At 34.4% G+C, this 14,551-nt stretch carries 16 protein-coding genes; 8 read left to right on the top strand and 8 right to left on the bottom strand.

Features of this window, described 5'->3' with window-relative positions; all coding sequences use genetic code 11:
• Nucleotides 1-5: 5 nt before the first annotated feature.
• From ABJM36_RS07575 to ABJM36_RS07565, 3 genes are all read right to left on the bottom strand, one after another.
• A complete protein-coding gene (locus ABJM36_RS07575) occupies nt 6-350 on the bottom strand; it encodes a HopJ type III effector protein (RefSeq protein ID WP_348450813.1) in 345 nt (114 codons plus the stop codon).
• A gap of 15 nt (nt 351-365) precedes the next feature.
• Entirely contained in the window at nt 366-1,040 is a 675-nt protein-coding gene (rsmI, locus tag ABJM36_RS07570; protein WP_348450811.1) for a 16S rRNA (cytidine(1402)-2'-O)-methyltransferase, read from the bottom strand.
• 123 nt (nt 1,041-1,163) lie between these two features.
• Nucleotides 1,164-1,925 carry a hypothetical protein gene (locus ABJM36_RS07565; RefSeq protein WP_348450809.1) on the bottom strand — a complete coding sequence of 254 codons (762 nt, stop codon included), beginning with the start codon at nt 1,923-1,925 and terminating at the stop codon, nt 1,164-1,166.
• Nucleotides 1,926-2,033: 108 nt separating this feature from the next.
• On the opposite strand from ABJM36_RS07565, the gene ABJM36_RS07560 reads away from it, so the two are divergent.
• The 8 genes from ABJM36_RS07560 to ABJM36_RS07525 all read left to right on the top strand — a co-directional run bounded on the left by ABJM36_RS07560 (nt 2,034) and on the right by ABJM36_RS07525 (nt 9,941).
• Nucleotides 2,034-2,681, top strand: a complete 648-nt coding sequence (locus ABJM36_RS07560; RefSeq protein WP_348450807.1) for a thymidine kinase — start codon at nt 2,034-2,036, stop codon at nt 2,679-2,681.
• Nucleotides 2,674-3,780: an alanine racemase gene (alr, locus tag ABJM36_RS07555; protein WP_348450805.1), complete on the top strand. Its 1,107-nt coding sequence runs from the start codon at nt 2,674-2,676 to the stop codon at nt 3,778-3,780. Before ABJM36_RS07560 ends, alr begins: the two co-directional genes overlap by 8 nt.
• Nucleotides 3,781-3,857: 77 nt before the next feature.
• On the top strand, nt 3,858-4,265 hold the full coding sequence (gene mscL / locus ABJM36_RS07550; protein WP_348450803.1) for a large conductance mechanosensitive channel protein MscL: 408 nt from the start codon (nt 3,858-3,860) through the stop codon (nt 4,263-4,265).
• 137 nt (nt 4,266-4,402) lie between these two features.
• Complete coding sequence (locus ABJM36_RS07545) at nt 4,403-5,392, top strand: aspartate-semialdehyde dehydrogenase (protein ID WP_348450801.1); 990 nt, start codon at nt 4,403-4,405, stop codon at nt 5,390-5,392.
• A gap of 134 nt (nt 5,393-5,526) precedes the next feature.
• Nucleotides 5,527-7,575: a prolyl oligopeptidase family serine peptidase gene (locus ABJM36_RS07540; RefSeq protein ID WP_348450799.1), complete on the top strand. Its 2,049-nt coding sequence runs from the start codon at nt 5,527-5,529 to the stop codon at nt 7,573-7,575.
• A 59-nt stretch (nt 7,576-7,634) separates the two neighbouring features.
• A complete protein-coding gene (locus ABJM36_RS07535; protein ID WP_348450797.1) occupies nt 7,635-8,549 on the top strand; it encodes an ABC transporter ATP-binding protein in 915 nt (304 codons plus the stop codon).
• Between the two features lie 27 nt (nt 8,550-8,576).
• Nucleotides 8,577-9,518, top strand: a complete 942-nt coding sequence (locus ABJM36_RS07530) for a hypothetical protein (RefSeq protein WP_348450795.1) — start codon at nt 8,577-8,579, stop codon at nt 9,516-9,518.
• A 9-nt stretch (nt 9,519-9,527) separates the two neighbouring features.
• Nucleotides 9,528-9,941 (top strand): hypothetical protein, encoded by a 414-nt coding sequence (locus ABJM36_RS07525; RefSeq protein WP_348450793.1) that lies wholly within the window; start codon nt 9,528-9,530, stop codon nt 9,939-9,941.
• A gap of 4 nt (nt 9,942-9,945) precedes the next feature.
• On the opposite strand, the gene ABJM36_RS07520 is transcribed toward ABJM36_RS07525, so the two are convergent.
• From ABJM36_RS07520 to accB, 5 genes are all read right to left on the bottom strand, one after another.
• The gene (locus ABJM36_RS07520) at nt 9,946-10,407 is read right to left on the bottom strand and encodes a 3-oxoacyl-ACP synthase (RefSeq protein WP_348450791.1); all 462 of its coding nucleotides are present in this window, start codon (nt 10,405-10,407) and stop codon (nt 9,946-9,948) included.
• Nucleotides 10,400-11,092, bottom strand: a complete 693-nt coding sequence (gene mtgA / locus ABJM36_RS07515; protein WP_348450789.1) for a monofunctional biosynthetic peptidoglycan transglycosylase — start codon at nt 11,090-11,092, stop codon at nt 10,400-10,402. The genes ABJM36_RS07520 and mtgA overlap by 8 nt, the downstream gene beginning before the upstream one ends.
• A gap of 13 nt (nt 11,093-11,105) precedes the next feature.
• The gene (locus ABJM36_RS07510) at nt 11,106-12,245 is read right to left on the bottom strand and encodes an FAD-dependent oxidoreductase (RefSeq protein ID WP_348450787.1); all 1,140 of its coding nucleotides are present in this window, start codon (nt 12,243-12,245) and stop codon (nt 11,106-11,108) included.
• Between the two features lie 358 nt (nt 12,246-12,603).
• The gene (gene accC, locus ABJM36_RS07505) at nt 12,604-13,956 is read right to left on the bottom strand and encodes an acetyl-CoA carboxylase biotin carboxylase subunit (RefSeq protein ID WP_348450785.1); all 1,353 of its coding nucleotides are present in this window, start codon (nt 13,954-13,956) and stop codon (nt 12,604-12,606) included.
• 85 nt (nt 13,957-14,041) lie between these two features.
• Nucleotides 14,042-14,527 carry an acetyl-CoA carboxylase biotin carboxyl carrier protein gene (gene accB / locus ABJM36_RS07500; RefSeq protein ID WP_348450783.1) on the bottom strand — a complete coding sequence of 162 codons (486 nt, stop codon included), beginning with the start codon at nt 14,525-14,527 and terminating at the stop codon, nt 14,042-14,044.
• Nucleotides 14,528-14,551: the final 24 nt, after the last annotated feature.

Genomic DNA, 14,551 nt, shown 5'->3' with positions numbered 1-14,551 from the left:
AAGTTTTATTTCTCCGTTAACGGGTTCCCTTCAAAACTTAAACCTTCAAAACCTGTATTCATAAAATTTCTAATGTTTTGGTGTCCTGTTCCGTTAGGATCTTTTAAAACCTCATCAAAATAATATTGCCCAAAACAAGCTAAGGTTTCATCTTTAGAAAAACCTTGCGTTTTAGCAAAAGCAAATAATTTACAAGAGCCCGAGTTTTGTCCTTTGGCATTTTCTAAAGTACCGTTTTTAAACGCTGTAGGCTCAAATTCGTAATTTTCTTCTATAGCGCCCATGGTGTCTGTAAACGCAATAGCCTTTGGGTCTTCTTTTAATTTTTTCTTGAATGATTCTAATTTCATTTTAATACTTTAATTCTATTTATCTTTTCCTCCTACTACAACAACAATCTCGCCTTTTGGAGGTTTATTGGTATAATATTCTAATACTTCTTTGGCTGTACCTCGAATGGTTTCTTCAAACATTTTTGTTAATTCTCTCGACACCGACACTTGTCTTTCTTCTCCAAAATACTCACAAAAATGCCCTAAGGTTTTTACTAATTTATGTGGACTTTCATAAAAAATCATGGTTCTAGTTTCTTCAGCTAAAAGTAATAATCGTGTTTGTCTGCCCTTTTTAACTGGCAAAAAGCCTTCGAACACAAACTTATCGTTTGGTAAGCCAGAATTTACTAAAGCCGGCACAAATGCCGTAGCTCCTGGTAAACAATCAACTTCAATGCCATGTTCTATACAGGCACGCGATAATAAAAATCCAGGATCTGAAATGGCTGGCGTACCCGCATCGCTAATTAGCGCCACCGAAGTTCCACCTTTTAATTTTTGAATAATGCTTTCAACCGTTTTATGCTCATTATGCATATGATGCGATTGCATGTGTGTCAAAATTTCAAAATGTTTTAAGAGTTTTCCTGAGGTTCTGGTGTCTTCGGCCAGAATTAAATCGACATCTTTTAAAACCTCAAGGGCTCTTAAGGTGATATCCTTTAAATTTCCAATGGGTGTTGGAACTATATATAGTTTACTCATGTGTTAGTGATTGAAATGGTTAGCTTTTGGCGAGGGGCACATCGAGCCAAAACTATGAATGAAAAGCACGACCGCGCTTTTTCTGTACGGTAACCTACCTGACGGCAAGCAAGCACCCAAATATTAATTAAATTTAGCTTCTATTATTTGCATAAAACGCTCTTCAAATTCCTCTTTTCCTTCCCAATTATTATAATCTGGTTTTACCATTTGTACAATAAAGGTTTTGGCATTTGCATAGGTTACAAAGGTGTTTAATTGCGACAAAACGCGATCGTAATCTTCACTTTTCCCATCAAACAAATGCTTAATAAATGCAATTTTATCGTTTAGCCCAATTTTTAATCCACCAATTTTTAATTTATCATTTAAGGATTTTTTACTGTTAGAAGGAACGCCGTTTTTTGAATTAGAAACAGGATCAAAAACAGGAATATCTCCAAAACCTGCTGTAATATCTTCTATATTTTGTTGTTTCTCCGGCCCTTTAGCCATAAAAACATCTTCTTCAATAGCCGAATCAGATTCTTCGGAACCTTCTGTTTCTTCTGGCATAAAAGCAACCATATCTTTAATTTTATTCATTACGGGCTCCATAATGTCATCCTCTTCAACAGAATCAAGATTTACATAAATTTTATCTTCAACCTCAATGTTATCGCTTACTACATTGTTAAATGCGGTATTCAACATACCGAAAAAGGACGAATTATTACCAATAGTAGGCAAATCGCCTTCAAAATTTTCGTGTGCAAATTTCATAACTGATAGCTTTTCATAAAGCGCAGAAACCTCGGCATGCATTTTTAAAACATCTTCTTTTCCCTTTAATTTAAGAATCCTGTGTGCTATACTAACGAGTTCAGATTCAACCTTCTTCTTCATTGTTTATAAATTTTAAATTATTGCACTTTAGCCTTTTGTTTTTTTAATAAATTTACGTCACCTTTATACAAATGATAATCGACTACGAATTAGTGTTAAAATTACGAAATGTTTCTTGAAAATACAGTAAATCATAAAGAACAATTTGGATGGATAGAAGTAATCTGCGGCTCTATGTTTTCTGGAAAAACCGAAGAACTTATTCGTAGACTTAAACGTGCTCAATTTGCAAGACAAAAAGTGGAGATTTTTAAACCTGCAATTGATGTGCGCTATGATGAAGAAATGGTAGTCTCACACGACTCCAACGAAATACGCTCGACACCCGTACCTGCAGCTGCCAACATTCCTATTTTGGCCGATGGTTGCGATGTTGTTGGTATTGATGAAGCACAATTTTTTGATGATGAAATTGTACGTGTTTGTAACGACTTAGCTAATAAAGGAATTCGTGTTATAGTGGCTGGATTAGATATGGATTTTAAAGGCAACCCATTTGGACCTATGCCCAATTTAATGGCAACTGCTGAATATGTTACAAAAGTACATGCCGTTTGCACTAGAACAGGCAATTTAGCCCAGTATAGTTACAGAAAAAACCAAAACGAAAATCTTGTTTTACTTGGCGAGGTAAATGAGTACGAACCCTTAAGTAGGGCAGCATACTATAAAGCCATGCTTCGCGAAAAGGTAAGAAACATGAAGGTTAATGAGGTTGAAGAAGTAAAAACAAAACCCAAAAACTCCAATGCCTAAAGCACACGAAACGGTACTTGAGATAGATTTAAAAGCACTTAAACATAATTTTGAACACCTAAAATCTAAGCTAAAACCAAACACCAAATTTTTAGCAGTTGTTAAGGCTTTTGCATACGGCAGTGATGCCTGTGAAATAGCGAATTATTTACAACTTTTAAATGCCGATTATTTTTCTGTAGCTTATATTAACGAAGGTATTGCCCTGCGAAATGCGGGGATTACCAAACCTATTTTAGTGTTGCATCCGCAATCTGTAAATTTTAAAGCATTATTAGACCATAACTTAGAACCTAGCTTATATAATTCCAAAATTTTAAATGAATTTATAGCGTTCGCTTCCACAGAAAAACAAACAAATTTTCCTATTCATATTAAATTTAACACAGGATTAAACCGGTTAGGGTTTTCTGAGCACGAAGTTAAAACCATAGTTTCAAAGGTAAAAGAAACGGGAGCTGTACATGTAAAATCTATATTTTCTCATTTGGCAGCTAGCGAAGATTTAAACGAAAAAGAATTCTCCTTAAAGCAAATTAAAACGTTTAAAAGTATTGCCGAAAATGTCACAAAGCAAATAGGCTACCAACCTATATTACATATATGTAATACTTCGGGTATACTTAATTACCCAGAAGCTCATTTTGATATGGTTAGAAGCGGCATTGGCTTATATGGCTTTGGAAACTCTGAAAAAGAAAACCAACACCTAACTCCAATTGCGACTTTAAAAACAATCATATCTCAAATTCATACCATTAATAAAGGAGATTCTGTAGGCTATAATCGCGCTTATAAAAGTGATGGCATATTAAAAACAGCCACGCTTCCAATAGGACATGCCGACGGTATTGGGAGGCCATACGGTAATGAAAAAGGCTTTGTAAACATAAACGGACAAAAAGCACCAATAATTGGTAATGTTTGTATGGACATGATAATGGTTAATATAACTGATATTGAATGCAAGGAGGGCGATGAAGTCATTATTTTTGGTAAACACGACACTGCCGAAAACCTAGCAACTAGCGTTAGTACCATTTCCTACGAGCTTATTACAGCTATATCGCAAAGAATAAAACGTTTGATATTAAATTAATCAAATAGAAGGTTTAACATTTTGTGACTTTTTATGTAAATTGTGTCCTATTAATACTAACTTAAAATTTAAAAATTATGTTAAAAGAGTTTAAGGATTTTATCATGACGGGTAACGTCGTAGAATTTGCAGTAGCCGTAATAATGGCAGGAGCCATTGGAGCCGTTGTAAAAGGATTTGTAGATAATATTATTATGCCAATTGTAGGTCACTTCTCTGGCGGAATGGATTTTGCAGAATTAAAAATAATACTTGATGAGGCAGTTGTTAATGCTGAAGGCGCTGTAACATCACCAGAAAATGCTATTATGTGGGGGTCTTGGGTTAACACCATTGTTAACTTAATTATTGTTGGCCTGGTAATGTTCATCATTATAAAAGCTTATAACAAAACTAAAAAACCTGTTGAAGAAGCACCTGCTGCACCAGCTGGACCTTCTCAAGAAGATTTATTAGCAGAAATTAGAGATTTACTTAAAAAATAACAAATTGTTAATTAAATAACAACCTGTTATTTGTTGTTAAAAAGCCCTCGTTTTATTAAAATGAGGGCTTTTTTTACATTTTAAAATGTAATAAATACTTAGTTTTGTCCACACAAATTTTTTAAATCTATAAAACGATGAGAGTAGCTGTAGTAGGTGCAACTGGAATGGTTGGCGAAGTAATGTTAAAAGTTCTTGCAGAACGTAATTTCCCTGTAACAGAGTTAATCCCTGTTGCTTCAGAACGTTCGGTTGGAAAAACATTAACCTATAAAGGAAAAGATTATACGGTAGTTGGATTAGAAACAGCTGTTTCTATGAAGCCAGATATCGCTTTATTTTCTGCTGGTGGAGAAACCTCATTAGAATGGGCTCCTAAATTTGCAGAAGCAGGAACAACAGTGGTTGATAATTCTTCAGCTTGGAGAATGGATCCAACTAAAAAATTGGTAGTTCCAGAAATTAATGCACATGAATTAACTAACGAAGACAAAATTATTGCTAACCCTAATTGTTCTACAATACAATTAGTTATGGCATTAAATCCACTTCATAAAAAATATAAAATGAAACGCGTTGTGGTATCTACTTACCAATCCGTTTCAGGTACAGGTGTTAAAGCTGTTCGTCAATTAGAAAATGAAATTGCTGGTATTGAAGGTGAAATGGCATATCCTTATCCTATTGGAAGAAATGCATTACCACATTGTGATGTTTTTGAAGAAAACGGATATACTAAAGAGGAAATGAAATTAGCAAGAGAACCTCAAAAAATCATGAACGATAGATCATTTTCTATTTCCGCAACCGCAGTTAGAATTCCTACAGCAGGTGGGCATTCTGAATCTGTTAATGTAGAATTTGAAAATGATTTCGATTTAGCAGAAGTAAGACAACTTTTAAGTGAAACTCCTGGTGTTGTGGTCCAAGATAATACAGCAACTAACACCTACCCTATGCCTATTTTTGCTCACGAAAAAGACGAGGTTTTTGTTGGTAGAATACGTAGAGACGAAACGCAACCAAATTCATTAAACATGTGGATTGTTGCCGATAACCTTCGTAAAGGTGCCGCTACTAACACCATTCAAATTGCTGAATATTTAATTGAAAACAAACTAGTATAATATACTTTATCAACTAAATAAACCAATTTTAGCCTCTTTAATTAACGTAAAGAGGCTTTTTTATTATATTTTTGTAGTAAAAAAGATACTTCTCTCTACTTAATCATCATTATTTTTAAATTTTAGAATACAACGTGAAATATCCATTTACTAAATCAGTTGATGTTACAGATACCTATTTTGGAGTTGAAGTTAAAGACCCTTACCGTTGGTTAGAAGACGATAGAAGCAAAGAAACCAGGACATGGGTTGAAACACAAAACCAACTTACTAATGCATATTTAGACAATATTCCATACAGAAAGCAATTAAAATCACGATTAGAAACCTTGTGGAATTACGAAAAAATAAGCGCGCCATTTAAAGAAGGTGATTTTATCTATTTTTCTAAAAACGATGGCTTACAAAACCAAGATGTCATTTACCGAAAAAAAAATGAAAATAGTAAAGCAGAAGTTTTCCTTGACCCTAATACGTTTTCTAAAGATGGTACCATTTCATTAGGTGCTATAAGTTTTTCAAAAAGCGGAAAATTTTTAGCCTATACCATTTCAGAAGGCGGAAGCGATTGGAGAAAACTTTTTATTATGGATGTTCTAAGTAAAACCATAATTGAAGATGCGCTAATAAACATAAAATTTTCTCAAATTTCATGGTTTAAAGATGAAGGCTTTTACTATTCTAGCTACGACAAACCGGAAGGCAGTGAGCTATCTGCAAAAACTGATCAGCATAAAGTATATTACCACAAAATAAAAACACCTCAACAAAATGATCTTTTAATTTATGGCGACAAACCGGAAGAGAAACACCGCTATATTTATGCAAAAGTAACCCAAGACAATCGTTTTTTAGTTCTTACTCCCCGAGTATCAACCTCCGGAAACAAGGTTTTTATAAAAGACCTTTCTAAACCAAACAGCACTTTAAAAACACTAATTAATACTACCGAAACAGACACTCACGTTCTTGATAATGAAGGGGACAGACTGTTTTTGGTAACTAATTTAAACGCACCAAATAAAAAAGTAATTGCCGTAAATTTTAAAAACCCCGAACCCAACCATTGGGTAGATGTTATTCCAGAAACCAATCAGGTTTTAACTGTTACTAAAAGTGGTGGTTATCTATTTGCACATTATATGCTTCATGCCATTTCTAGTGTAAAACAATATACGTATAGCGGGGAATTACTTAGAGAACTAAATTTACCCGGTTTAGGTACGGCAAGCGGATTTTCTAGTAAAAAAGAAGAGCTGTCGTGCTACTTCTATTTCTCAAACTATTGCACACCAAGTAGCATTTATAAATTCGATTTAAAAACCGGTAATTACGAACCGTATTGGCAACCTTCAATAGATTTTAAAACTAACGATTTTGAAAGCCATCAAGTGTTTTACACATCAAAAGATGGCACCAAAATCCCCATGATGATTACCCACAAAAAAGGGATAATTCTTAACGGTAAAAACCCAACTATTTTATATGGTTATGGTGGTTTTAATATTAGTCTTACCCCTGCTTTTAGTATTACCAATGCGGTTTGGCTAGAACAGGGTGGTGTATTAGCAATACCCAATATTCGTGGTGGTGGCGAATACGGTAAAACTTGGCATGACGCGGGAACGAAATTGCAGAAACAAAATGTATTTGATGACTTTATCGCAGCCGCAGAATACTTAATAGCAAACCAATACACAACATCTAAATATCTAGCATTACGTGGTGGATCAAATGGAGGTTTGTTAGTTAGTGCAGTAATGACCCAGCGTCCAGATTTAGCTAAAGTTATTCTACCAGCTGTAGGTGTTTTAGATATGTTGCGCTATCACACATTTACTGCTGGAGCAGGTTGGGCATACGATTATGGAACCGCTGAAGACAGCAAAGACATGTTCGATTATTTAAAAGCATACTCACCTTTACACAATATAAAAAGAGGTGTTCAATACCCTGCAACATTAATAACAACAGGCGATCATGACGACAGAGTGGTGCCAGCACACAGTTTTAAATTTGCCGCCGAATTACAAGCAAAACAAACAGGCAATCATCCTGCTTTAATAAGAATTGAAACCAATGCAGGCCATGGCGCTGGAACACCGGTTAGCAAAACCATAGCCCAATACGCTGATATTTTTGGCTTTACACTTCATAATATGGGGTGTACACATGAAAATTAAACACTATTAACCCAACCTAAATTCAGCCAAAGCATTTTTTATGTTATTTTTGTTAACCTATGCTACACGTAAAAAACCTAACTTTTTCTTATAATAAAACCCCTGTTTTAAGCGCTATTTCTTTTAATGCGAAACAAGGCGAACATGTTGCTATTATAGGTGAAAGCGGCTCTGGAAAAAGTACATTATTAAAAGTTTTATATGGTGAATACGATTTAGATAAAGGTCATGTTTTCTGGAATGACGAAGAAATATTAGGTCCAAAATACAACCTAGTTGTAGGCTACGATTTCATGAAATATGTAGCACAAGAATTTGATTTAATGCCTTTTATTACGGTTGAAGAAAATATAGGTAAATTCCTGTCTCGTTTTTATCCTGAAGAAAAACAAAGACGTACTGAAGAATTACTAGAAGTTGTTGAGCTTACTAAGTTTTCAAAAACCAAAGTTAAAACTCTTAGTGGCGGACAAAAACAACGTGTCGCCTTAGCACGTGCTTTAGCCAAACAACCCGAAATTATTTTGTTAGACGAGCCTTTTAGTCATATTGATAATTTTAAAAAACAAAGCCTTCGTAGAAGTGTTTTTAGGTACTTAAAGGAACACAATATTACTTGCGTTGTTGCCACCCATGATAAAGAAGATGTTTTAGGTTTTGCAGACCGCATGATTGTTTTAAACGACAATAAAATTGCAGTTAACGATTACCCCGAAACACTTTATAAAAACCCTAAAACGCCTTTAATTGCTTCTTTTTTTGGCGAGTTTAATGTTCTTAACAACCAAATAGTTTATGCCCATCAATTAAAAGTTGTAGACCAATCAGAATTAAAGGCTATTGTAAAACAGTCATTTTTTAAAGGACATTATTATTTAATTGAGGCTGATTTAAACGGCGAACAAGTATTTTTTGAATTTAGCATGCAGGCTAATAAAGGCACAGAATTATTTCTTAAGGTAATCGAACATTAATTGATCTAGCCAAGGAGAAACCTCTACATGTTTACTAAAAGAACTTTAAACGCTAACGAATTAGCTTTTGTTTACAACCAAGTAAACAGAACCAAAAAACTATTACTAGGCATGTTTGTTATTATTGCTGGAATAATAGCTATTGTTGCCATTATAATTTACAGTAAAGAAGACGAAAATCATGTAATTATTAATATCATGTTTGGCGTTTTAATAATGCTTTTATATGGTATTAATTGGTTTGTAAAAGGCTATAAGGAACATGTAATAGACCCCACAATCCATAAAGCAACTGGTTTTTACGAACGCATTTATGAGCAACACGTAAAAAACGGTAGATATTACGACACCATAAATGGATCTAAAGTAAAAATACCTTGGCATTGGCGGAACTATTTAAAATCTTTAAAAGAAGAATCCTTTAGCTATGAGTACATTGTTAGAGATGGGGCTGTGGCTATTAATGAAGGTGCTTCACAATATGTAGTTTCAATTAACGACACCTTATCTTTAGATTATGAAATTAAAAACGGTCTCAAAAAAGCCAAACCACTTTCGTTTTTAAACATAGCAAGTATTGTACTAATTATTCCTGTAATTATAGCGCTTTTTACGAATCGGGATATCAAATATCTTAAAGATATATCGCAACTTATTCAAACAAAAGAAAACATCGTTATTTTAGATAATGCCGAAGCCTTAAAGACGCTACCAGGTTCCAGGTATATAAAAATTAATAACGCATGGGTTTACCAATTTAAACGCCCTTATGATTTTAATGGCGAAAACTATGTGCTTTCTCAAGCAGAACGAGATCGGATTTACAACAATCCATCTTCAGGCGCTTACTATCGTTATTACTTTAATCCTAAATCGTTTACAAAACCAGACAAAGAAAGCTATAAACTCCAATTAAAAAAAAATATGGAGCAATTTGGGTTTAAAAACAATACAGATTCTAGCCTTTAGGAAAAATCCGTGGATAACGCCTTTAAAATACAGTTAAGAGATTTTAATAACCGCTTATATAAGGCCAAAAGATTAGATTCCATTTTAACCGTTTTAAAACCTACAACACCCCTTTTTAAACTTTATGATAATTGTTTTAATGCTCCCAAAGAAAGCACCTATTCTATTAAAGGTAGTTTAGAGAAAACATTTGTAGTTACCGGTTTTTACAACCCAAAAAGTAAAACCTTTTTAAGTTTTGAAGACCAAGAAAAAATAAAAAAAGACCTTAAAAACATTCTTGTTTTTGTTGGTGTTTGCGCACTTCTAGGCACGGTATTCTTAATAACAATATTTAAAATAATAAGAAATTCTATAATTAAAAGAACCCTTGTAGAAGCTCAATTGAATACTTATACTGGACCAGAAAGGTTAGAAAACTAGATCTTTACAAGATTTTTGTAATTACAAATTTTTGCTCTCTAAAAACAATTTCACTTTCTAATGTTCTTCCAATTAACAACTGCCCAATTGGAGTGTTTGCTGAAATAGCGTAAAAGTTTTCATTATCAACCTTTAACTCGCCAGCACTTATAGCTATAAAATAATTAGCTTTTGTGGTATATACCACACTTCCTAAACCAACAGTTTTTGATATAGTATCGCTGTTTACTTTAGAAAGTAATTGTTTTGTTTTTTCAATTTCAGCTAGTTGATTTCCGGCCTTTTCTCGCTCTAATTGTAACATGGCTCGACCCGTTTCGTGTTTATCGCCAGCACTACTTTTAGTTTCGCTATTTAAAGACTCTTGTATTTCTTTTATGCTGTTTTGAACCATTAATAATCTGTTTTCTATAAACTGAAAACAAGCATTATATAGGTTTTGTTTTATATTTAAAGAGCTACTCATTTGTTTTAAAATCTAAGGCCCCAAAATAAACCATTTGTTTTACAATCCAATTTATTCTAGAGTTTATATAAGGTGTTGCAGGATTGGCTCTGTATTTACGTGGATTTGGTAAAATAGCGGCAATTGCGGCAGCTTCCTTTTGCGTTAGTTGAGAAGCGGGTTTTTTAAACCAAAATTGCGAAGCCGCTTCAACACCATAAATACCATTTCCCATTTCAATGCTGTTTAAATACACTTCTAGGATACGCGTTTTAGTCCAAATTTTTTCTATTAAAAACGTAAAATAGGTTTCTAAACCTTTACGAAGCCAGCTGCGTTTCGGCCATAAAAAAACATTTTTTGCGGTTTGTTGGCTAATGGTACTTCCGCCTTTAATTCCTTTTCCTTTTTTATTGTATTGATAGGCTTTTTCTATCGCTTTTAAATCGAAACCTTCATGTTTTAAAAACAATTGATCTTCGCTACAAACCACCGCCAATTGTAAATTTTTTGAAATATTATCCATGGCCACCCAATCGTGTACCCACACCATATCTTTATCTTCTTGATACTGTTCGATACTTCTAATAACCATTAAAGGTGTTGCTGGAACAGGTACTTTTTTATAAAGGAATACCATAGCTACAGAAAGTACAACCAACCAAAAGGTACTTTTTAAAACAAAGCGGAAAAATCTTTTTAACATGTTTACTATTTATCTATTGAAATGAGATTCCTGTCTGCCCAAGAATTAGACCTGCTAATTCTTTGCCAACTAAACTTCCTATGGCTATTCCCATTCCGCCAAGTCTTACCCCACAAAACACGTTAGTGCTCAGTTGTTTTACAATGGCTTTTTTTTGGTTACCAACACCCATAATACCACTCCATCTGTGTTCAATTTCAAACGGCGTTTCTGGTAAAAGGGTGCTTTGTAAAAGTGTTTCTAACCTATTTTGTATTAACCTTGTTTGTTTAAACTCTGTGGTTTCTTCGGTGTTAAAATCTAAATTTCGACCACCACCAAGTAAAATTCTATTGGCTACATTCCTAAAATAATAGTAGCCTCTATCTAAATGAAACGTGCCTTTAACCTTTAAATTTTTAATGGGTTTAGTTATTAACACCTGTGCCCTTGCTGGCTTTACATGCTCTTTAATTAACTGAGATGCAAATCCGTTTGTGGCAATAAAAAGATTGGAAGCCGAAAACTCAAATTGATTGGTTTTTATTTTTACTGAATTAGTAGCTTCTGAATAGTGCTCAACTTCCACATTATTTAAAATTTTAATGCCTTTAGACTGCACTTTTTCTAATAAGGCTTCCATCATTTTTCCGGTATCGAGTTGACCTTCAAACTGATTAAAGACATACTGCTTATTAACATTTTTGAAATTGAAGCTATTAGCTCTAATACTGAAAACATCAGATTTAAAAAGAGGCTTTAACCAGGTATTGATAACTTCTCTTTTAGAAATACAAGATTGAAACAGGTCTTGATTTGAATTTAAAAACAATTCATAACCACCTAATTGCTGGAAGTTTAATTGATGATCTCCTAAGGTTTGTCTTAATAGGTTTAATCCTGTTACACGCTTTTGAATGAGTTGAAGGACCTCGGCTTGGGAATGTGTTTTTAAATCCTCTAATATTTCGCTTAAACTCCCAAAACAGGCAAATCCAGCATTTTTTGTACTAGCACCTTGTGGCAATGTTCCTTTTTCGAGGATTAAAATTTTAGCTTTTGGAAACCGCTCTTTTAGTTGAAGGGCACAAGTAAGACCTACAATGCCACTACCAACAATACAGAAGTCGGTATTTGACAGCCATGACTTTATTTCCCAATATGAAAGGTTCATGAAGCTAAGTTATAATTTTTTATTGAAGTTTAGAGTTACGTTAGTGCTTTTGAAAATTTATGTAAGCCTATTTCACACCTCCCTTAATCCCTCCTGATTTGCAGAGAATCTGTAACGAATGTACACATAATAGAAATGACTTTGACCGACGACTGAAAAACCTGGGACTAGCCCGCGTTAGGGATTGCAGCGACATCCTTTTTTGTGCTTAACATTAACTAAAGGTTAAAATTTAAATAGGGTATTTAGAAAAACCTTGATAAAATATATGAGTAGCACAAGAAAGATATAGTGGAAAGCCCGACCCTTGTGGTAACGCAAAAAAAAACTCCGAAATGACTTCCGGAGTTTTAAATATTTATTCTTCAATTTGTTTTTCTATAACAAAATCTTCCATGAATTTAGTGGTGTAATTCCCTGCTAAATAATCTGGGTGATCCATAAGTTGCCTATGGAACGGAATGGTAGTTTTTATACCCTCTATTACGAACTCATCTAAAGCACGCTTCATTTTATTAATGGCTTCCTCTCTAGTTTGCGCTGTTGTAATTAACTTAGCAATCATAGAATCATAGTTTGGTGGAATAGCATAACCTGCATAAACATGTGTATCTAAACGCACACCATGACCTCCTGGAGCGTGTAATGTAGTAATAACTCCTGGTGATGGCCTAAAATCGTTAAATGGATCTTCGGCATTAATTCTACATTCGATTGAGTGTAATTTTGGCGTATAGTTTTTACCTGAAATTGGCACACCTGCAGCAACAAGAATTTGTTCGCGAATTAAATCGAAATCGATAACTTGCTCTGTGATTGGGTGCTCTACTTGGATACGCGTGTTCATTTCCATAAAGTAGAAATTACGGTGCTTATCTACCAAAAACTCAATAGTTCCTGCGCCTTCGTATTTAATGTATTCTGCGGCCTTTACTGCAGCATCTCCCATTTTTTTACGCAAAGCTGTCGTCATAAATGGCGATGGAACTTCTTCGGTTAATTTTTGGTGACGACGTTGTATAGAACAATCTCTTTCTGATAAATGACATGCTTTTCCTGTAGAATCACCTACAATTTGAATTTCGATATGTCTTGGCTCTTCAATAAGTTTTTCCATGTACATATCGTCATTTGCAAAGGCAGCTTTAGATTCTTGTCTTGCAGAATCCCAAGCATCTTTAAGATCTTCTGGTTTGAATACTCCACGCATACCTTTACCTCCACCACCAGCAGAAGCTTTAAGCATTACAGGGTAGCCAGTTTCAACGGCTAACTTTTCGCATTCTTTAAAATCTTTTATAACCCCTTCACTACCTGGTACACATGGTACTCCGGCTGCTTTCATGGTTTCTTTGGCATTTGCCTTATCTCCCATTCTATCAATCATTTCTGGAGATGCCCCGATAAATTTTATACCGTGCTCTTCACAAATTTTTGAAAATTTAGCATTTTCTGACAGGAATCCGTAACCTGGATGAATGGCATCTGCATTAGTAATTTCTGCCGCAGATATAATATTCGACATTTTTAAGTACGACTCACCACTTGCTGGTGGCCCTATACAAACGGCTTCGTCAGCAAATTTTACGTGCAAACTTTCCTCGTCTGCAGTAGAATAAACTGCTACCGTTTTAATGCCCATTTCTTTACAGGTTCTAATAACACGAAGTGCTATTTCTCCTCTATTGGCTATCAATATTTTTTTAAACATACCTTTTAAATTAAAAATTACAAATTCCAATCGCCAAATTCCAAATATTGGATTTTGAGATTTGTGTATTGGAACTTTTAATAGGTTATGATGGGTCTACTAAAAATAATGGCTGATCGAATTCTACCGGAGAAGAATCATCAACTAAAATTTTAACAATCTTTCCTGAAACTTCAGATTCAATTTCATTGAAAAGTTTCATGGCTTCAATAACACAAAGGACATCACCTTCGCCAATTGTTTGACCTACCTCAACAAATAAAGGTTTATCTGGAGCTGGTTTTCTATAAAAAGTACCAATTATTGGTGATTTGATTGTAATATATTTTGAGTCTTCTGAGGCTGCCGGTGTAGCGGCTGCAGCAGGAGCAACAGGAGCTTCGGCAACAGGTGCTGCAGAAACAACTGGTTGGGGTGGTAATTGAGCAGCAGGAACCTGATGCACAATTGTTGTGTCTGAATCTGATCCTGTTCTAATGGTGATTTTTATATCGTCCATTTCTAATTTAACCTCACTTGCACCAGATTTTGCTACAAACTTAATTAAGTTTTGAATCTCTTTAATATCCATATTGTTAATAATTAGTTAGTGGTT

Origin of the sequence: Algibacter sp. (assembly GCF_039977455.1) — a bacterium.
GTDB lineage: Bacteria > Bacteroidota > Bacteroidia > Flavobacteriales > Flavobacteriaceae > Algibacter_B.
Note: the sequence above shows the minus strand (reverse complement) of the source record. Positions and strands in the feature narration are given on the sequence as shown.

What these genes read in the sequence shown, in the direction of transcription:
- accB (WP_348450783.1), bottom strand. Translation starts at nt 14,527, where the DNA reads ATGGATATTAAAGAGATTCAAAACTTAATTAAGTTTGTAGCAAAATCT.
- ABJM36_RS07530 (WP_348450795.1), top strand. Translation starts at nt 8,577, where the DNA reads ATGTTTACTAAAAGAACTTTAAACGCTAACGAATTAGCTTTTGTTTAC.
- ABJM36_RS07535 (WP_348450797.1), top strand. Translation starts at nt 7,635, where the DNA reads ATGCTACACGTAAAAAACCTAACTTTTTCTTATAATAAAACCCCTGTT.
- ABJM36_RS07545 (WP_348450801.1), top strand. Translation starts at nt 4,403, where the DNA reads ATGAGAGTAGCTGTAGTAGGTGCAACTGGAATGGTTGGCGAAGTAATG.
- ABJM36_RS07510 (WP_348450787.1), bottom strand. Translation starts at nt 12,245, where the DNA reads ATGAACCTTTCATATTGGGAAATAAAGTCATGGCTGTCAAATACCGAC.
- ABJM36_RS07575 (WP_348450813.1), bottom strand. Translation starts at nt 350, where the DNA reads ATGAAATTAGAATCATTCAAGAAAAAATTAAAAGAAGACCCAAAGGCT.
- ABJM36_RS07520 (WP_348450791.1), bottom strand. Translation starts at nt 10,407, where the DNA reads ATGAGTAGCTCTTTAAATATAAAACAAAACCTATATAATGCTTGTTTT.
- rsmI (WP_348450811.1), bottom strand. Translation starts at nt 1,040, where the DNA reads ATGAGTAAACTATATATAGTTCCAACACCCATTGGAAATTTAAAGGAT.
- alr (WP_348450805.1), top strand. Translation starts at nt 2,674, where the DNA reads ATGCCTAAAGCACACGAAACGGTACTTGAGATAGATTTAAAAGCACTT.
- mscL (WP_348450803.1), top strand. Translation starts at nt 3,858, where the DNA reads ATGTTAAAAGAGTTTAAGGATTTTATCATGACGGGTAACGTCGTAGAA.
- mtgA (WP_348450789.1), bottom strand. Translation starts at nt 11,092, where the DNA reads ATGTTAAAAAGATTTTTCCGCTTTGTTTTAAAAAGTACCTTTTGGTTG.
- ABJM36_RS07565 (WP_348450809.1), bottom strand. Translation starts at nt 1,925, where the DNA reads ATGAAGAAGAAGGTTGAATCTGAACTCGTTAGTATAGCACACAGGATT.
- accC (WP_348450785.1), bottom strand. Translation starts at nt 13,956, where the DNA reads ATGTTTAAAAAAATATTGATAGCCAATAGAGGAGAAATAGCACTTCGT.
- ABJM36_RS07560 (WP_348450807.1), top strand. Translation starts at nt 2,034, where the DNA reads ATGTTTCTTGAAAATACAGTAAATCATAAAGAACAATTTGGATGGATA.